This window comes from Micromonospora polyrhachis, from assembly GCF_014203835.1.
GTDB classification, from domain to species: domain Bacteria; phylum Actinomycetota; class Actinomycetes; order Mycobacteriales; family Micromonosporaceae; genus Micromonospora_H; species Micromonospora_H polyrhachis.
Genome location: NZ_JACHJW010000001.1, coordinates 607,662 through 624,207, shown reverse-complemented (window position 1 = coordinate 624,207; position 16,546 = coordinate 607,662). Strand labels below are relative to the sequence as shown.

General features: G+C 69.6%; 17 protein-coding genes and 1 pseudogene. 8 read left to right on the top strand and 10 right to left on the bottom strand.

Annotated elements, in window-relative coordinates; genetic code table 11:
- Positions 1 to 35: 35 nt before the first annotated feature.
- Together FHR38_RS02500 and FHR38_RS02495 are read right to left on the bottom strand one after the other, a co-directional pair.
- Positions 36 to 785 carry a response regulator gene (locus FHR38_RS02500; RefSeq protein WP_184532415.1) on the bottom strand — a complete coding sequence of 250 codons (750 nt, stop codon included), beginning with the start codon at positions 783 to 785 and terminating at the stop codon, positions 36 to 38.
- 11 nt (positions 786 to 796) lie between these two features.
- Complete coding sequence (locus tag FHR38_RS02495) at positions 797 to 1,924, bottom strand: sensor histidine kinase (RefSeq protein ID WP_184532414.1); 1,128 nt, start codon at positions 1,922 to 1,924, stop codon at positions 797 to 799.
- 165 nt (positions 1,925 to 2,089) lie between these two features.
- Here FHR38_RS02495 and FHR38_RS02490 point away from each other — a divergent pair, with 165 nt between their 5' ends.
- Together FHR38_RS02490 and FHR38_RS02485 are read left to right on the top strand one after the other, a co-directional pair.
- Positions 2,090 to 3,028, top strand: a complete 939-nt coding sequence (locus FHR38_RS02490) for an ABC transporter ATP-binding protein (RefSeq protein ID WP_184532412.1) — start codon at positions 2,090 to 2,092, stop codon at positions 3,026 to 3,028.
- Positions 3,025 to 3,819, top strand: a complete 795-nt coding sequence (locus FHR38_RS02485) for an ABC transporter permease (RefSeq protein WP_184532410.1) — start codon at positions 3,025 to 3,027, stop codon at positions 3,817 to 3,819. The genes FHR38_RS02490 and FHR38_RS02485 overlap by 4 nt, the downstream gene beginning before the upstream one ends.
- Before the next feature lie 102 nt (positions 3,820 to 3,921).
- Here FHR38_RS02485 and FHR38_RS02480 read toward each other — a convergent pair whose 3' ends face one another.
- The 3 genes and pseudogenes from FHR38_RS02480 to FHR38_RS02470 all read right to left on the bottom strand — a co-directional run.
- A complete protein-coding gene (locus tag FHR38_RS02480; RefSeq protein WP_184532408.1) occupies positions 3,922 to 4,365 on the bottom strand; it encodes a DNA-binding protein in 444 nt (147 codons plus the stop codon).
- A gap of 142 nt (positions 4,366 to 4,507) precedes the next feature.
- Complete coding sequence (locus FHR38_RS02475; RefSeq protein WP_184532406.1) at positions 4,508 to 5,491, bottom strand: asparaginase; 984 nt, start codon at positions 5,489 to 5,491, stop codon at positions 4,508 to 4,510.
- A 104-nt stretch (positions 5,492 to 5,595) separates the two neighbouring features.
- Positions 5,596 to 6,123 (bottom strand): annotated as a pseudogene (locus FHR38_RS02470) (Lrp/AsnC family transcriptional regulator); the annotation flags it as partial.
- 105 nt (positions 6,124 to 6,228) lie between these two features.
- On the opposite strand from FHR38_RS02470, the gene FHR38_RS02465 reads away from it, so the two are divergent.
- Complete coding sequence (locus FHR38_RS02465; RefSeq protein ID WP_312881744.1) at positions 6,229 to 7,401, top strand: trans-sulfuration enzyme family protein; 1,173 nt, start codon at positions 6,229 to 6,231, stop codon at positions 7,399 to 7,401.
- A gap of 80 nt (positions 7,402 to 7,481) precedes the next feature.
- Here the strand turns inward: FHR38_RS02465 and FHR38_RS02460 are convergent, their stop codons facing one another.
- Positions 7,482 to 7,967: a carboxymuconolactone decarboxylase family protein gene (locus tag FHR38_RS02460; RefSeq protein ID WP_184532402.1), complete on the bottom strand. Its 486-nt coding sequence runs from the start codon at positions 7,965 to 7,967 to the stop codon at positions 7,482 to 7,484.
- 182 nt (positions 7,968 to 8,149) lie between these two features.
- Here FHR38_RS02460 and FHR38_RS02455 point away from each other — a divergent pair, with 182 nt between their 5' ends.
- Together FHR38_RS02455 and FHR38_RS02450 are read left to right on the top strand one after the other, a co-directional pair.
- A complete protein-coding gene (locus FHR38_RS02455; RefSeq protein WP_184532400.1) occupies positions 8,150 to 9,106 on the top strand; it encodes an RNA polymerase sigma-70 factor in 957 nt (318 codons plus the stop codon).
- 120 nt (positions 9,107 to 9,226) lie between these two features.
- Positions 9,227 to 10,135, top strand: coding sequence for a hypothetical protein (locus FHR38_RS02450; protein WP_184532398.1), 909 nt, complete (start codon positions 9,227 to 9,229; stop codon positions 10,133 to 10,135).
- A 58-nt stretch (positions 10,136 to 10,193) separates the two neighbouring features.
- On the opposite strand, the gene FHR38_RS02445 is transcribed toward FHR38_RS02450, so the two are convergent.
- The 4 genes from FHR38_RS02445 to FHR38_RS02430 form a co-directional block, all read right to left on the bottom strand.
- Complete coding sequence (locus FHR38_RS02445; RefSeq protein ID WP_184532396.1) at positions 10,194 to 12,260, bottom strand: bifunctional copper resistance protein CopD/cytochrome c oxidase assembly protein; 2,067 nt, start codon at positions 12,258 to 12,260, stop codon at positions 10,194 to 10,196.
- The gene (locus FHR38_RS02440; RefSeq protein WP_184532394.1) at positions 12,257 to 12,892 is read right to left on the bottom strand and encodes a copper resistance CopC family protein; all 636 of its coding nucleotides are present in this window, start codon (positions 12,890 to 12,892) and stop codon (positions 12,257 to 12,259) included. The genes FHR38_RS02445 and FHR38_RS02440 overlap by 4 nt, the downstream gene beginning before the upstream one ends.
- Positions 12,893 to 12,994: 102 nt before the next feature.
- A complete protein-coding gene (locus FHR38_RS02435) occupies positions 12,995 to 14,200 on the bottom strand; it encodes a Dyp-type peroxidase (protein ID WP_246446867.1) in 1,206 nt (401 codons plus the stop codon).
- 71 nt (positions 14,201 to 14,271) lie between these two features.
- Positions 14,272 to 14,832, bottom strand: coding sequence for a copper chaperone PCu(A)C (locus tag FHR38_RS02430; RefSeq protein ID WP_376771459.1), 561 nt, complete (start codon positions 14,830 to 14,832; stop codon positions 14,272 to 14,274).
- A gap of 409 nt (positions 14,833 to 15,241) precedes the next feature.
- Between FHR38_RS02430 and FHR38_RS02425 the strand changes: the two genes are divergently transcribed.
- The 3 genes from FHR38_RS02425 to FHR38_RS33695 are packed head-to-tail and all read left to right on the top strand — an operon-like array spanning position 15,242 to position 16,496.
- Positions 15,242 to 16,045, top strand: a complete 804-nt coding sequence (locus FHR38_RS02425; protein ID WP_312881742.1) for a helix-turn-helix domain-containing protein — start codon at positions 15,242 to 15,244, stop codon at positions 16,043 to 16,045.
- Positions 16,036 to 16,227: a DUF397 domain-containing protein gene (locus tag FHR38_RS02420; RefSeq protein WP_184532390.1), complete on the top strand. Its 192-nt coding sequence runs from the start codon at positions 16,036 to 16,038 to the stop codon at positions 16,225 to 16,227. Before FHR38_RS02425 ends, FHR38_RS02420 begins: the two co-directional genes overlap by 10 nt.
- A 32-nt stretch (positions 16,228 to 16,259) precedes the next feature.
- Complete coding sequence (locus FHR38_RS33695; protein ID WP_446685665.1) at positions 16,260 to 16,496, top strand: DUF7660 family protein; 237 nt, start codon at positions 16,260 to 16,262, stop codon at positions 16,494 to 16,496.
- Positions 16,497 to 16,546: the final 50 nt, after the last annotated feature.

Genomic DNA, 16,546 nt, shown 5'->3' with positions numbered 1-16,546 from the left:
CGCTTCCTGCATAGGAAGGGGCCCTTCCTGACACCTCAGCGCGGGGGGCTGTCCGTCCCGCGTCGCGATGGATCGAGCAGACCCAGGTGCAGCGCGCGGAGTACGGCACGGGTGCGGTCCCGTACCCCGAGCTTCATCAGCAGGTGGGAGACGTGGTTCTTCACGGTGCCCTCGGCCAGGTGCAGCGCGGCGGCGATTTCCCGATTGCTGTAGCCGCCCGCGAGTAGCCGCAGGATCTCCCGCTCGCGGGCGGTGATCGACTGCGGTGGTGGTAGGTCGTCGATGACGTTCGGCTGGGGCAGCTCGGGTACGGCCCGAAGCAGACGCTCGGTCAACGCCGGCTGCACCAGGCTGCCACCGGCGGCCAGGGTCCGTACCGCCCCGACGAGTTGTTCGAGAGTGACGTCTTTGAGCAGGTAACCACGGGCTCCCGCCCGGAGTGCGCGCAGTACCAGCTCGTCGTCGTCGAACGTGGTCAGAACCAGGGTCGGAACTTCGATGTGCCGCTCTCGTAGGGCGGTCAGGGTGGCGATGCCGTCCCGTCGGGGCATTCGTAGGTCGAGCAGGACGACATCAGGCTGTACCCCGGGGATGACCTCAAGAGCCTGGTCGCCGTCGGCCGCCTCACCGACCACCACCACGTCCGGTGACAGCTCCAACAGGTGCCGGATGCCCTGCCGGACCAGGGTCTGGTCGTCCACGATGCAGACCCGGATCGCGGTGCTGGTGACCGGATCCGCGTTTCCGTCCCCGCTGCCGGCGATGAGGGCCACCTTCTCGTCCATGCTGTCGATGGTCATGGCGCCGGCATTTCGGCGATAACGTGGAAACCACTGTGCGCAGTGAAGGAGACCGAGCCACCCAGCTGCTGCACCCGTTCCCGCAGCCCGGTCAACCCGTGCCCGAGCCGCAGCACCGGCGTGCCGCGCCCATCGTCCCGGGTACGCAGGACGATCCGCCCCTCGTCGGTACGGGCGATCTCGATCCAGAGGTTCGTGGCGTCGGCGTGCCGGATGGTGTTGGTGACGATCTCCTGTACGCAGCGGATCAGCGTACGGGTACGTTCCTCGTCTGCTTCGACGGTCTCGTCGATCTGGAGGTGCACCTGGGGACGGGGCAGGTCGGCGGTGATCGCGGTGATCGCGGCGCGGAGTTCCGGGGGCCGGTTACGCAGTTCGCCGACCGCGACCCGGACGTCGGCCAGCAGGTCCTTGGCCAGGCCACGGGCTCGAACCACGTGCTCGCGGGCCTGGGTGCCCTCGCGGTGGGTGGCGACCTCCAACTCCAGTACCAGGGCGGTGAGCTGGTGGCCGACGAGGTCGTGCAGCTCTCGGGCGATCCGTAGCCGCTCCCCGGACCGGCTCGACTCGGCGAGCAGGGCGGTGGCGGCGCGGAGCTGGACGTTCGCCGCGGCCAGTTCCGTGCGGGCGGCTGTCTCCCGGCGCAGACCCATGACGGACAAGGCACCGCAGGTCTGCAACACCGTGTAGATGATGAAGAGCAGGAGGATCTCGGCCAGTTCGCTGCCGCTGAGCCAGCCGGTCGTCGCCACGACGGTGCTCTGCACGCCGATCAGGATCGCGATGCCCCGCCCGGAGAGGAGGTAGGTGGCTGCGGCGGCGTTGAAGACCAGCAGGATGGGGGTCCATCCGGCGGACCCCGAGAGCAGGACGGTGGCGTTTCCGAGTACGGCCTGCCCGACCAGGACCCGCTGGCTGGTCAGCCACCTTGCGCCCGGCGGAATGAACCAGGCGCCGATGAATGCGGTGACGAAACCGAGGTAGCAGCACCACCAGAGCCAGGCCGTGCCGGCGATGGCTTCCCCCGCTCCGAAGATCTGGTCGATCAGCATGGGCAGCCCGATCATCAGGCATGCGGCTACGACACCGACGCCCGTCCACCGTTCCAGACTCTGATCGCTCATCAAGATCCCCGAGATGACTCTACGTTCCGTGCCGGACGGCCGGCCCGTGCCGGAAGTCATGGTTGCCGGTGATGACCGATGGCACGCGACAGGCGGAGCCGATCTCCCTAACGTCCACTGTGCCGGTGACAACGCGTCAGCGGTAGCTGAGGCAGGGAGTGGGTCGTGGCCGTCATCGAGGTCGAAGGGCTGCGTAAGCGATACGGATCGACAGTGGCTGTCGACAATGTCAGCCTCACCGTCGAGCGGGGCGAGATCTTCGGCATCCTCGGTCCCAACGGCGCGGGTAAGACCACCACGATCGAGTGTCTGATCGGGCTTCGTACCCCGGATGCCGGCCGGATCAGCGTTCTCGGGCTGGATCCGCGCCGGGACCGCAACCGCCTTCGGCAACTCGTGGGGGTGCAGTTGCAGCAGGGGATGCTGCCCGAGAAGCTTCGGGTGGGGGAGGCGGTGAAGCTCTACCGCTCGTTCTACAGCGAGGGTGCCGACCCGGACCGGCTGCTGGCCGACCTGGGCCTCGACGGCAAGCGGCGCAGTGCGTTCGGTGACCTTTCCGGGGGCCAACAGCAGCGACTGGCGATCGCACTGGCCCTGGTCGGTAAGCCCCTCATCGCGGTCCTGGACGAACTCACCACCGGCCTGGACCCGAGGGCACGACGTGACACCTGGCAGTTGATCGAGGAGATCCGCGAGTCCGGGGTTACCGTACTGCTCGTCACGCACCTGATGGAGGAGGCGGAACGGCTCTGCGACCGGATCGCGGTCATCGATCGCGGTCGGATCGTCGCCCTGGACACACCGGCCGGTCTGATCACCCACGCCTCGGTCGACCAGCAGCTCACGTTCCGGGTGGCCCAGCCGTTCGACCACGCCGTACTGGCCGCGCTGCCCGAGGTGACCGGAGTGGTCGTCGACGGTGCCGAGGTCATGGTCTCCGGCACCGGAAACCTGCTGTACGCGGTCACCTCCGCGTTGATCGACGTAGGTGTGGTCGTCACCGAGACCCGGCTGCGCCAGGCGCAACTCGACGATGCTTTCCTTGCCCTGACCGGCCGGGCGTTGAGCCCGGCTGACGACTCCACTCCGGAGGACAAGCGATGAGCGAGGTCTCCGCTGCCGTCTCGGCGCGGCCCGTTCCGCGTCGGCTCGGGCGGCACGCCTGGGCACAGATGGTGCTCACCGAGGCCCGGCTGACCTGGCGGGACACCGCCGGACTGGTCGTGCCGTTCGGGCTGCCCGTGCTGATCATGTTGATGAACGGCCTCGGGTCGGACCGCGAGGGGGTGCCCCAGTTCGGTGGACTGCCGGCGCTGGACGCGTACGTCGTACCAATGGTCCTGGTGCTGGTCGTGGCGATGCTGGGCATAGTCAACATGCCGTCGTTCCTGGCGGCGTACCGGACCTACGGGGTGCTGCGGCGGCTCGCGGTGACGCCGGCCCGACCGTGGATGGTCCTCGCCGCCCAGGTGGTGGTCAGCCTCGCTCAGGCCTTGGTCGGCATCGTCTTCGCCCTGGTGGTGGCCCGGCTCATGTTCGGTGTCGTGCCGCCGCGCAACCCTGCCGGTGCGCTCGGCGCGCTCGCTCTCACCGCCGCCGCGATGTACGCGATCGGCTTGCTGATCTCCGCGCTCGCGCCCAGTGTCAACGCGGCCGTCGCCATCGGGCTGACGTCGTTCTTCGCGGTCATGGCGCTGGGTGGCGGCTTCGGCCCACGACAGAACCTGCCAGGATGGCTGGCTGAGATCGGCGGACACCTGCCCTTCGGTGCCGCACTGGACGCCCTCAGCGCATCCTGGTCCGGTGGTACGCCCAGCGCTGGGCAGGTCGTGGCGCTGGCTGGGGTCACCGTGGTCGCCGGCGCGGCAGCCAGCCGGTTCTTCCGTTGGCAGTAGACCTGTCCCGGTTGTGTGGCTATTCCTTGCTGAATAGCCACACATTCCGTTAGTCAGCGCCTCGCCTCGCCCGCCGCGTGCTCGGTGAGGAGCAGTCGGCCGCTAGTTGTCCGTAGCGCCGGACCGGGTGCGCTCGGTCAGGCGCTCGTGGCGCTGCCGCGCCGCCTGGGCGGTGCCTAGGCCGAGGCCGAAGGCGATGTTCTGCCAGGTGAGTCCGCGACTGCGGGACAGGTCGAGCAGTCCGGCTTCTAGCGTGTCGAGGTCGGCCCGCACCCGTGGGATCAGGGTCAGCGCAGCGACCAGATCGGTTTCGTCCAGTGGTGCCTCGTCCCGCTCGGGCAGGGCGGCTCCGGCCGCGAGCGAGGTCACCAGGCAGACCGCCTCGTACGGGTCGAGGACGCTTTCGTGACTCCACCTGCGCCGCTGACTCTCCGTTGCGGCGTGTCGCTCGGTGATGCGGTGCAGTGCGGCGAAGTCGCGGTGCGCGCGGGCGCGGCTGGCGTCCGGCGGAGCGAACAAGTTGTCTGTCTGCGAGGCATCCGTCATTGCGCTAGTCAATCCTCTCTACTCTCCGTTGTCAACTGAATGTTGTGAACAAGATGTTTAAGATCGGCTCAAGCCGGAGACTTCGACCAGGAAATCCCCGGCGTACGCCGAGGTGCAGGGCCCGGCGTGTCCAATGCTGCGGTCAACCGTGGTTGGCGAACTCCTCGACGATGTCGTCGCGCCGGGCGCCGGCCGTGACCAGTAGCCGAAGGAGTGCGCGTGCCTTGTACGGATCGAGCAGCCCGCCGTTGATCAGTCCACGCCGCAGCAGGTCCGTCTCCGAACCAACTGCTCCGTAGGTGTGCCGTAGTACGGATCCGCTGCCGGTACGGGACGTCAACACCACCGGAATGCGTTCGGCGAGGGCACCGAGCACCGGGGCGAGGGTGGACGGCGCATGGCCGACTCCGTATCCGGCGTAGACGACGCCACGGTGTGTCTCCGCGAGCCCGTCGAGCAGTAGGCCGTCGTCGTCGAGCGTGGCGCAGTAGAGAGCCACCCGGGCGGCGTCGAGTCGTGCGGGATCGGCTGGGATCGGCAGCGGCCCCCGCCGGACGGGCCGGGCCAGAATGCGTACCTGTCCTTCGATGACGTGGCCGATCGGTCCGGCGTTCGGCGAGGCGAAGGCCGCCGTACTGGTGCTGTGGGTCTTGCGTACCCACCGCGCGGCATGGACCTCGTCGTTGAAGACGACCAGCGTTCCCAGGTCCCGAGCCGCCGACGACGTGGCGACCCGTACCGCCGCCAGCAGGTTCGCCGGCCCGTCCGGCCCGGCGAGCGTCGGGTTGCGCATCGCCCCGGTGAAGACCAGCGGTGCCTCATGTGGCCAGACGAGGTCGGCGAGGAACGCGGTCTCCTCCAACGTGTCGGTGCCCTGGGTGACGATGACGCCGACAGCGCCGTGGGTTACCGCCCGCGAGGCGGCGCCGACCACGTCGAGCACCTGCCGGAAGGTCAGGTTCGCACTGGGTACGGCCTGCGTGTCCCGTACGTCGAGCGGCACGCCCAAGTCGGCGAGCCCGGGTACGGCCGTGGTGAGTTCGGCACCGGTCAGCCGGCTGACCACCCCACCGCTGCTGCCGGTCATCGCGATCGTGCCACCGAGGGTGAACAGCGCGACGCTCACTTGGTCGGCCCCTTCGTCCGGTCCGCTGGTACCGCAGCGGGCGGGGGCCCGGGCCGGGACGCGGGCGGCGGCCGACGAGTCCCGGGGGCGGGCGGGGGCAGGACACCCCGACCGGCCAGCACCTCGAAGACGAGGTGGGTCTCTGCCTGGCGTACGGCCGGATGGACGGTGATGTGCTCCAGGACGAGGTCGCGTAGCGCCTCCGGGGACTCGACCGCCACGTGCACCAGATAGTCGTCCGCGCCAGCGACGTGGAACGCGGTGAGGACACCGGGGATGTCGGTGAGGGTGGCGTGGAAGCTGCGGACGTGCTCCCGGTTGTGGCTGCCCAGGCGTACCCGGATGACGGCCTGGAGTGGATAGCCGAGGGCGGGCAGGCTGAGCTGGGCGTGGAAGCCGGCGATGACACCGCTGTCGCGTAACGCCCGGACCCGGTGGATGCAGGTTGACTCGGCGATTCCCACCCGGGCGGCCAACGCGGCGTTGGTGAGACGCCCGTCGTCTGCCAGTTCGGTGAGGATGGCGAGGTCCAGGTCGTCCAGCCCGGCGGTTCGGGTGGGCTGCGGGTTCCCGGCCCGAGAGGACGGTGGATCCCCGGCCCGGGCGGGTTGTGGATTCCTCGGTCTGGCCATTCGTGGCACCGACATCACCTCCATGATTCTGCCAATCTAGTTGGTTGTGCCGAGGAATCTTTCCCGATCATTGCTCTGTATTGCAGCGTCTTGCACCATCGTGCCGTGAGCAGCGCGAATCTTTCATTCGACTCGTTGGCAGTGCACGCCGGTCGAGCGGACCTGTCCGACCTGGGGGTGCATGTGCCGCCCCTGGACCTCTCCTCGACCAGTCCACTGCCGGACATCGAGTTGGGCGGCGCGTCGTACGAGTCGATGGCCGGCGGTGGGCACCCGGTCGACGGCGGCGGACACGTCTACGCCCGACTGTGGAATCCGACGGTGGCCCGGTTCGAGGCGGCCCTGGCCCAACTGGAGGGCACCGAGGAGGCAGTGGCGTTCTCCTCCGGCATGGCCGCGATGACCGCGACCCTACTCGCCGCCAAGACGGAGACTGGCGGGAACCACGTCGTGGCGGTCCGTCCGCTCTACGGCGGCACCGACCACCTGCTCGCCTCCGGGCTGCTCGGTGCCGAGGTCACGTACTGCACTGCGGCGCGGGTGGCGACGGAGGTCCGACCCGACACCTGCCTGGTGCTGGTGGAGACCCCGGCGAATCCCACCCTGGAGCTGGTGGACATCGGCGCGGTCGTCGAGGCCGCCGCCGGCCGACCGGTCCTGGTGGACAACACCTTCGCCACCCCGGTCCTACAGAATCCCGCCGCGCACGGGGCGAGCCTGGTGCTGCACAGCGCCACGAAGTATCTCGGCGGGCACGGTGACGTGGTCGGTGGTGTCGTCGCGGGTAGCGCCGCATGGGCCGCCGCCCTGCGTCAGGTCCGGGCGGTGACCGGGGCGCTCATGCACCCGCTCGCCGGCTATCTGCTGCACCGGGGCCTGACCACGCTGCCCGTCCGGGTACGCGCCCAGCAGAGTTCCGCCGAGAAGCTGGTGGCCTGGTTGCAGACCCATCCCGCCGTACGCCGGGTCTTCTACCCGGGTGCTCCCGACTGCGATCCGACCGGTCTGGTCGGTCGGCAGATGCGGGGCTGCGGGGCAATGCTGGCCATCCAGCTCACCGATGGTTACCCGCACGCCGTGCAGGTCACCAACCGGGTCGAACTGTTCACCCACGCGGTCTCCCTCGGCGGGGTCGACTCCCTGATCCAGCATCCGGCGGCGTTGACCCACCGCCCGGTCGCCGAGTCGGCCCGACCGGGAGCCGACATCGTCCGGCTCTCCATCGGTCTGGAGGACCCCGACGACCTGCGGGCCGACCTGGCCCAGGCGCTCGGCTGACCGGCGGACCCCGACAGGACACGCGCCGATTCCGGTTCAGGCCCGGATCCGCAGGGATCCGGGCCTGAACCAGCCGCCGATCAGCTCACCACCTTGGCGAACATGCCCGGCTCGTAGGATCCGCCCTTCTGCTGGGTGATCACGGCGAGTCGGTTGGCCGCGTTGATCAGGGCGACCAGACAGATGAGCGCACCGGTCTGGTCGTCGTCGTAGTGCTTGCGCACCTCGGTCCAGGTCTCGTCGGACACACCGTGGTAGGCGTCGGCGAGCCGGGTGCCTTCCTCGGTGAATGCCAGTGCAGCCCGCTCGGCCTCGGTGAACACGGTGGTCTCGCGCCAGACGGCGACCAGGTTGAGCCGGAGCGCGGTCTCGCCGGCGGCCGTGGCGTCCTTGACGTGGATGTCGACGCACCAACCGCAGCCGTTGATCTGGCTGGCCCGCAGGCTCACCAGTTCCTGGGTGGACTTCGGTAGCGTCGACTGCTCCATAACCTGGGAAATGCTGTAGAACCGCTTGGTGACCTTTGCGGCCGTCGGACTGTCGAACAGGTTGAAGCGGGCTTCCATGGCTGCGTCCTCACTCGTGGCGCGGCGTGCTCTTGCACTGGACGAACACAAGATGTCGACGACCCGAGCCTTGTGACAGGGCGGCGATGTGGCCCAAGCCACCCTCTCCGGATGTCACAGGGAAACGGAAACCGGCGTCTCGTGGGGGAGCACAGCCGAGAGCGAACGAGCGGGAGCCGACCATGGACGAGAGATCAGTGGACACCGCCAAGCCACTCGCCCATGGTGGCCACATGGACCTCGCCACCGAGGTGTTCATCGCCCATCGCAACCTGCTGTTCACCGTCGCCTACGAGATGCTCGGCTCGGCCACCGACGCCGAGGACGTCCTCCAGGAGACCTGGCTGCGATGGGCGAAAGTCGATCTCGGTGTGGTCCGGGACCGGCGTGCCTACCTGGTCCGGATCACCGCTCGCCAGGCACTGAGCCGGCTGCGTACGCTCGGCCGGCGCAAGGAGTCCTACGTCGGCCCCTGGCTACCCGAGCCGCTACTCACCGCGCCCGATGTGGCCGAGGACGTCGAGTTGGCCGACAGCGTCTCGATGGCGATGCTGCTGGTGCTGGAGACCCTGACCCCGACCGAACGGGCGGTCTTCGTGCTGCGCGAGGTGTTCGAGCTGGAGTACGACGAGATCGCCGAAGCCGTCGACAAGAGCCCGGCGGCGGTCCGGCAGATTCTGCACCGGGCACGGGCACATGTCGCCACCCGCCGGCCGCGTGGCGTCGTCTCCACAGCCGAAGCCCACCGTGCGCTTGAGGCGTTCCAGCGGGCGGTCGAGACGGGCGACCTGCAGGATCTGCTCGACACCCTCGCGCCGGACGTCGTTCTCCTCGCGGATGGTGGTGGCGTCGTGCAGGCCGTGGTGCGACCGATCGTCGGGCCCGACCGGGTGGCCCGCCTGCTGGCTGGGGGACTGCCCAAGGTCGCAGGCCGGATGTCGGTCGAGCCGGCGCAGATCAACGGTGGTCCAGCTCTGATCATCAGGCTCGACGACGAGATCGACAACGTGGTGGCGGTGCGAGTCCACGAGGGACGGATCAACGGACTGTACATCGTGCGCAATCCAGACAAACTGTCGCGAATCAAACGCGAGACAAGCGTGGCCCGGTGGCCCGGTGGCCCGATGGCGACCCGGTAAGCCGCCACGTCCGGGAGACGCGGCACCGGATTGGATTCTCGTCTGTCGACTTTCCAACTGGCATCCGGAAGCTAGGTTCCAGGATGGAAGGTCAATGAATGAGATCTATCGGAGGGGTGGATGCGTAACCAGCGATCACCGTGGCGGGAGGCTCCCCGTACGGTGGCTTCCCGTCCCACATCGCGAGCATGGACAAGTCGCATCCCGCTGGTCAGGTTCGTCACCGGCCACACCCGCAGGTTCGCCGCAGCCGAATGGCTCACGCTCATCGGGCTGGTGGTGGCAGTCTGCGGGCTGCCGCTCGCGATCATCGGCCTGTCGCTACAGCACCAGGCCAACAGGGTGGCCAAGGAGGGGCCGACGTTGCGGCCCGGTCTACAGCTCGTCGGGCTCTCCGCCTACATCACCGACGATCTCGACGGCTGGTCGCAGGACGCCAGCGAGGTCACCGGGCCGGATGAGGAGCCGCCCACCGTCCCGGAGCAGGACTTCCACGGACCCAAGATCGACGTGACGATCGGCAACCTCGCCAGCGGCGCGTCGCTGGTGACCAAGGTGATCGTGACCTTCCGCGAGTCGCAGCAGCTGCAAGGGTGCCGGGCGGGAGGCGGGCCATTGAGCATCGGTGCGTACTACGACTTCGTCGTGCCCGACGAGCCGCCTCCCACCCCCTACACCTTGGAGAAGGAGGTCCGTTACGAGGTCCCCGCCAACAAGCACGAGCGGATCGCCCTCACCGTCGGCCCTCGGGTCGCCATCAATCCCTGGATCGGTCTGGTGGAGATCGAACTGGTGCACGACGGTGACCAACGGCTCAGGTTCGGCCCGGTGGCCGTGGTGGACACCGGTGACAACCAGCACATCTACCCGGACGACACCGGCGAATGGATCATCAGCCCGCCCTACGAGGATGAGAAGCCGTGCCACCGGGAGAATCTCGCCCTCGTGACCGACGTTCTCGAGACCAGGGACGTCACCGCCTCGAAAGAGTTGGTCAAGCTCAGGGAAGCGCTGGAGCGACTGGGGTAGACGGAAGCGGTCACGACGACGGCCCACCAGCGCTCTACCGAGCCGACCGTACGCCGAGCTACCGAGCCGACCGTTTCACCTCGCCGGCAGCGGAGTCGCGTTCGGCCAGCCGGGCGAGCATGGCGTTGTACGCGGCCAGCGCCTCCTCCTCCCGCCCTTCGGCGTCGGCCCGGTCGGCCGCCCGGTCCAGTCGCCGCTGTTCCCGCTCGTCCGCACGCATCCACTGCACCAGGAGCGCGCCGACCACGAACAGGGTGGGGATCTCCCCGAACGACCAGGCGATGCCGCCCGCGGTCCGCTGGTCGTCCAGCGGACTGGGGCCCCAGTCCCGGGGCAGCGCGGTGAACCAGTCGGCGGCCAGCAGGGTGGTGGCCTGCATGATGGCGACGCCGAGGAAGGCGTGCAGGACCATCGCCAACAGCACCAGCACCATCCGCAGCGGTGGCGCGGGTCGTGGTCGAGGAGCGGGGTCGACGCCGATGACGACCCAGAAGAACAGATAGCCGGCCCCGAGGAAGTGCAGCATCATCGCCAGGTGGGCGGCGTGCGAACGCAGGGCGAACTCGTACAGCCCGGTGAAGTACATCAGGTACATGGCGGCGACGTACTGGGCCAGGGCGACCGCCGGATGCGCCAGCACCTTCCCGATCCGCAGCCGTAGCGCACCCTGCACCCATTCGCGCGGCCCCGGCCAGGCCGGGTCCTCGGCCTTGTGGAACGTGCGTAGGGCGAGGGTGACCGGTCCGGAGAGGGCCAGCAGGATCGGTGCCAGCATCGCGACCAGGAGGTGCTGCACCATGTGTACGGAGAAGAGCACCGGCCCGTAGCGGGCCAGTCCGCTGGAGGTCGCCACCAGTATGATCGCGCAGCCGCCGAGGAAGGCGAAGGTGCAGGCCGCCGGCCAGCGGTCTCCGCGCCGGTGCAGTCGCCACACCCCGGCGAGGTAGAGGCCAGCGGCTCCCAGCGTCGCGACGATGAACAGCGGGTCGGGCAGCCAGTCGCCGAGCAGCGTACCGACGCTCATCGGCCCCGGCATCGGGAAGCCGAGCAACGTGGTGGCCAGGTCCTCCTCGACGAGTTCGCCCTCCGGGGTGGGGGTGCGGGCCAGGGCGACCGCCGCGCCGATGGCGAGGCCGAAGAGCCCGATCTCCACGGCGGTGACCCGGGCGAAGCGGCGACGATCGCCGTCGCGCAGGGCCGGCAGCGCCCGGAACCGTTGCCATCCGCCGACGATCGCCAGCACGGCGAGCAGTCCGGTCTTGACCAGGACGAGCTGGCCGTACCGGCTGGTGGTCAGGTCGGCGAGGCCCCCGGGCAGCCGGGCCAGGGCGGAGAGCAGACCGGAGCCGGCGACCGCGACCAGGCACACCGTCGCCAGTACCGAGAAGCGGCGTACGGCGGTGGCCAGGTGCGTCGTGCCGCTGCCGCTGCCGGTGCCCCGCCAGCCGGTCATCGCGAGGGCCAGCAGCCCACCCGCCCAGAGGGTCACCGGTACGACGTGCAGCAGCAGGCTGGAGACGGCGAGTTGGTGGTTACCGGCCCCGGTGGTGTGACCGGTGAAGATCGGCGGTACGACGGCGAGGACCGCCAGGCCCAGTGCGACGGTGGCCCCGGTCGGGCGCAGGCTGACCCGGCAGGTCACGAAGACCGCGGCGGCGAAGACGGCGGAGAGGGCGAGCGCCTGGCCGAGGTTGACCGAGAGCGCGAAGTTGGTCAGCGCACGCAGGGTGACCGCCTCGCTGATCGGCTGGCCGATCAGGTCGGAGAGGGTGTAGCCGAGGGTGAGCAGGGCCGACAGGCACCAGGCCAGCGCGGTCCAGCCGGCGGCCCGGAGTCGCCGGTAGCCGATCGCCGACAGGCCGCCCGCCTCCCGGGGGGAAAGCAGGACCGCCGCGAGTAGCAGCCCGACGGTCGCCACCGCGCAGACCTGGGTGCCGAGCCGGGCCGCCGGCAACGCCCAGGTGGTGACGATCCCGGGGTCGGGCAGGCCGGGGAGGGCGTCCCGGCGTACCCCGCCGCCGTACCAGAGCAGTGCGGTCGCGGCCACGACGGCACCGGCCAGACCTCCGACGGCGGACGCCCAGGGGCGCGCGACCCGGTTCGGCGGGGGAGCGGGCCGGGTCATCGGCGCACGGCGCGTCGACGCCACAGCAGGAGACCGGTGCCGGCGAGCAGGGCGAGCAGGGCGGCCAGGGCGGCTGTGCCGGCCGCGATCGTCCAAGCGCTGACCCCGCCGCCGCTGACCCCGCCGCCGGAGCTGGCAGTGCGGTCGGCGCTGGCAGCGCGGTCGGAACCGGCGGTACTGGTGGCGTCACCGGTCGACGCGGCCGGGGAGGCAGCCGACGGTGTCGTCACGCTTGCCGGTCCCGAGCCGACGGTGAACGGGTAGGAGCCCTGCACCGGATGCCCGTCGGCGGAGACCACCCGGTAGGCGACGGTGTAGCCGCCGTCGGTCAGTGGCTCGGTGAAGGTCACCGTCCCCCGGGTGCCGGCGACCACCGGTTCGCTGGTGGCCACCCGTTGCCGGGCGGCGTCGGTGACCACGATCGTGGTGTAGGTCGGGTTCAGCGGTTCCGCGAATTCGAGCACCACCTCGGTGGGCGGGGCGGTGAGCGTGGCGTCCCGCTCCGGGGTCGCCGAGCGCAGCCGGTTGTGCGCGGCGGCCGGACCGGCGGGAACCAGCGCGACAAGTACGGCGACCAGCACGGCACCGGCCGTTCGACGCAGCCGTACGGGCAGTGGCGATGGGGTTTGCATCTGCGGTGACTCCGAATCAGATGGCGGGCAGGTCGGTGGTGGGCTGGTCCGGATGGCATCCTGATCCGGATGCGGGCTGGTCCGGTGGCGGCCCGCGGCGGCTCAGGCGAGGAGTTGTTCACCCACCCAGCCGCCCGGGGCGCACCCGGGTGGGATGGCGAAGACGGCCGAGCCGATCGGGGTTGTCCACTCGTTGAGCAGGTCCCGTTCCGCCAACCGGCGTTGGATCGGCAGGAACTGCCGGTCGACGTCGGCCTGGTACGACGCGAAGATCAGGCCACTGTCCGGCCGACCATCGGCGTCCGGCACCCCGTCGTAGTTGTACGTCCGGCGCAGGATCCGTAGCCGGTCGTTGGTGACGTGGGCCCGTGCGACGTGGGAGAAGTCGGGGATCACGGTGAATCCGTGCTCGTCGGTCGCGGTGAAGTCCGGCGGATCGTGCTCGGCCTGACCGGTGAGCGGGGCACCGGTGTCGAGCCGTCGGCCGAGCGCCTGTTCCTTGTCGGTACGACCCAGCAGGTCCCAGGTCTCCAGTTCGGTGGTGATCCGCCGGATGACCAGGGTGGTGCCATCCCGTTGCCAGGCCGGACCGTCGGGCACCCAGACCGCCTGCTCGAACGCGGTGGTTCCGGGCTTCGGGTTGGTGGTGCCGTCCAACTGTCCGAGCAGGTTGTGCTGGGTGGCTGTCTCCCCCTGTACGCCCCGGCTGCGCCGGAAACCGAGCTGGGTCCAGCGGACGGTGCCGAACGGGCGGGCGTCCTTGACCAGCATCCGTTGGGCGTGGGCCACGGTGACCGCGTCGTCGGCACAGATCTGGATCAGCAGGTCTCCGCCGGACCAGCGGGGTTGCAGTCGGTCGATGCTGAACGGCGGTAGGTCGGCAACCGATGCCGGCCGGCGGTCGTCGAGCCCGGCGGCACGGTAGAACCCGGGACCGAAGCCGAAGGTGACGGTGAGTCGGGCCGGCAGCAGGGCCAGTTCCCGTTCGGTGTCGGCCAGGGCGGGTTGCCCCTGGGTCAGTCGGGCGGCGTCGTCGGTGAGCAGCCGCATCAGCCGGACCAGGGCCGCCCGGTCCGTCGCCTGGTGCAGGGTGAACGCGACGAACGAGGCGTGCGCCTGGGGCGGGGTGGCGATTCCGGCCTGTCGAGGACCGTGGAACGGCTCGATCGCCGTACCGATGGTGGTGTCTGCGGCGACCGGGGTCGGTGCCGGCTGCCCCGGGTCCCGGGTGAGCGTCGCGCCGATCGCGCCGCCGAGGACGGCCCCACCGGCGACGGTTCCGCTGGTGAGCAGGTGGCGGCGGCTCAGCCGGCGGGTTTCCCGCTGGTCGGTCGTGGCGGTTTCCCGCTGGTCGGTCGTGCCGGTTTCCCGCTGGTCGGTCATGCCGGGTGGCCGCCGTGCGTGTCGGGGGCGTAGCTCTCCTGCGCGCCGGCGAACGGCTTGGCGACGGCCGTGACCGGGATGCTGCTGCCGTCGGCCAGGGTGAGGGTGAGGCTCACCTCGTCACCGGCCTTGATCGGCTTGGCGAGCTTCATCAGCATGAGGTGGTCGCCGCCGGGCTCCAGCGGGTGGCTGCTCTTCGCCTTGATGGTGAGCCCGCCGGTCTTCTGCCGCATGACCATCTTTCCGGCCTCCATGGCCATCTCGTGTAGTTCGATCGGGGAGAGCGGGGAGGTGGCACCGGTGATCGTGATGTCCGTCGGACCGTCGTTGACCAGGGTGCCGAAGACGGCGGTCATGCCGGTGTCGGCGGCCTTCGCCCACGGGTCCCGGACGGTGACGCCACCGGTCGGCGTGCCCGTAGAGCCGCTTGCGCTGGGCTGAGCGTTCGGCGGCGGGTCGGTCGCGGCGCACCCGGCGACGCCGGTGACCGCCAGGGCGGCGACCATCGCCAGGGTCGTACGGGCGGCTGCCCGGCGGGTGACCAGGTGCGACACGATGCTCTCCGTTCCTCAGGGACGTGCTGCCTGTTGGTCGGCCCGAGCGGCGGGGAAGTTCCCGACGAGACGAGGTTCACCCGGTCGGGGTAGCCAGCCGTCACTTCTGCTGCCGTGGTCGATCAGGGCGACGAGGACTTCGGACGGGATTCGTCAGAGGTGTCGGACCCGATCGTGCGGGCCCGTATCTCCGCTCCCGATTCCATAATTGGTTAAGCGTGCGTAGTGGGCCGATGCCGGTTCCAAACCGCAATTAGAGATCACCTTTACGGACCGCCCGCCAATATTGGCAGCCCGGGTGACTGCTGGGTGCATTTCGGTGTCCGCGGTACTACTGTCCGATGTGTAGACGTCGCCACCAGCGCGTTTGTGGATCCCTAGCGTCGGTCTCCCAGTTGTCCGGAGGTTGTCCGTGAACAAGTCGCCCATGCTCGAACTGTTCGGTGAAGAATTGAAGGTTGCCCGTGGGGCTGCCGGAATGTCGCAGATCCAACTCGCCGAGGCCATCAACTATTCGAGCGGCATGGTGGCGAAGGTGGAGACGGGGGACCGCCGCCCCAGTCCCGACTTCGCGCGCCGTTGTGACCTGGTGCTCGGCACCAACGGTGTCTTCGCCCGGATCCAGCGGCGGCTCAGCCGGGACAGCGTGGTGCCCTGGTTCCGGGAGTGGGTCGGCATCGAGCAGGAGGCCCTGGCGCTCCGCTGGTTCGAGTCGCTGTTCGTGCCGGGGCTGTTGCAGACCGAGGCCTACATGCGCACCATCCTCTCCGGGGTCGGGCTGCTCTCCGACGAGGAGGTCGAGCAGCAGGTGGCGACGCGGATGGAACGGCAGGAGATCCTCACCCGGGCGAAGCCACCGGTGCTCACCGTGGTCGTCGACGAGTTCGTGCTGCGACGTCGCGTCGGCGGGGCAGAGGTGATGCGCGAGCAGTTGCGTCACCTGGTCAAGCTCGGCGAGTCGCTGCCCCGGGTGCGCATCCACGTCGCGCCGTTGTCGGCCGGGGTCTATCCCGGGCTCAACGGGCCGTTCGTGATCGCCACCTCGCCGGTCGGGGAGGATACCGTCTATGTGGAGGGTCAGCTCCACGGTCAGACCTTCGACCGCCGGGACGATGTGCAACTGGCGCTCCAACTGTGGGAGACCATCCGGAGCCTGGCCCTGTCACACCAGCAGTCCCTTGAGTTGATGACAGAGGTGGCGGAGACATGGACCTGATCGGCGCACGGTGGCGCAAGAGCACGCGGAGCAACGGCAGTGGTGGGGCCTGCGTGGAGGTGGCCGACAACCTGCCGGGCCTGGTCGGCGTACGGGACAGCAAGGACCGGTCGGGCCCGGTGCTGGTCTTCGGTCCGGTCGCCTGGCGGGCCTTCGTCACGGACCTGGCCACCCGCGACTGAGCCCGGCCTTCGATGCGCCCTCACGCCATCGCGTGGGGGCGCACCCAACTCCGCCCGCCAAAGCGGATGGGAGGGCTGCCCCTGCCGAAGAATCGGCTGCACCTCCGGATTGCTGGGAGAACGTCGATCTGCCCCGCCACCTCGAAGCATGTCCTCCTGGATCGGCAGGATGGACGGCTGGGCACGCAACCAAGGCCGAGAGCTGCCTGAGCAGCCCACCATGGTCCCTGGTGGCGGACACCCTCCGGGCAGCCTGCGTCTACGAGTGAAGGGCCGAAGTTCGCTGTAGCCGGCCGGAGGTCGTCATAAAACTGGCGAC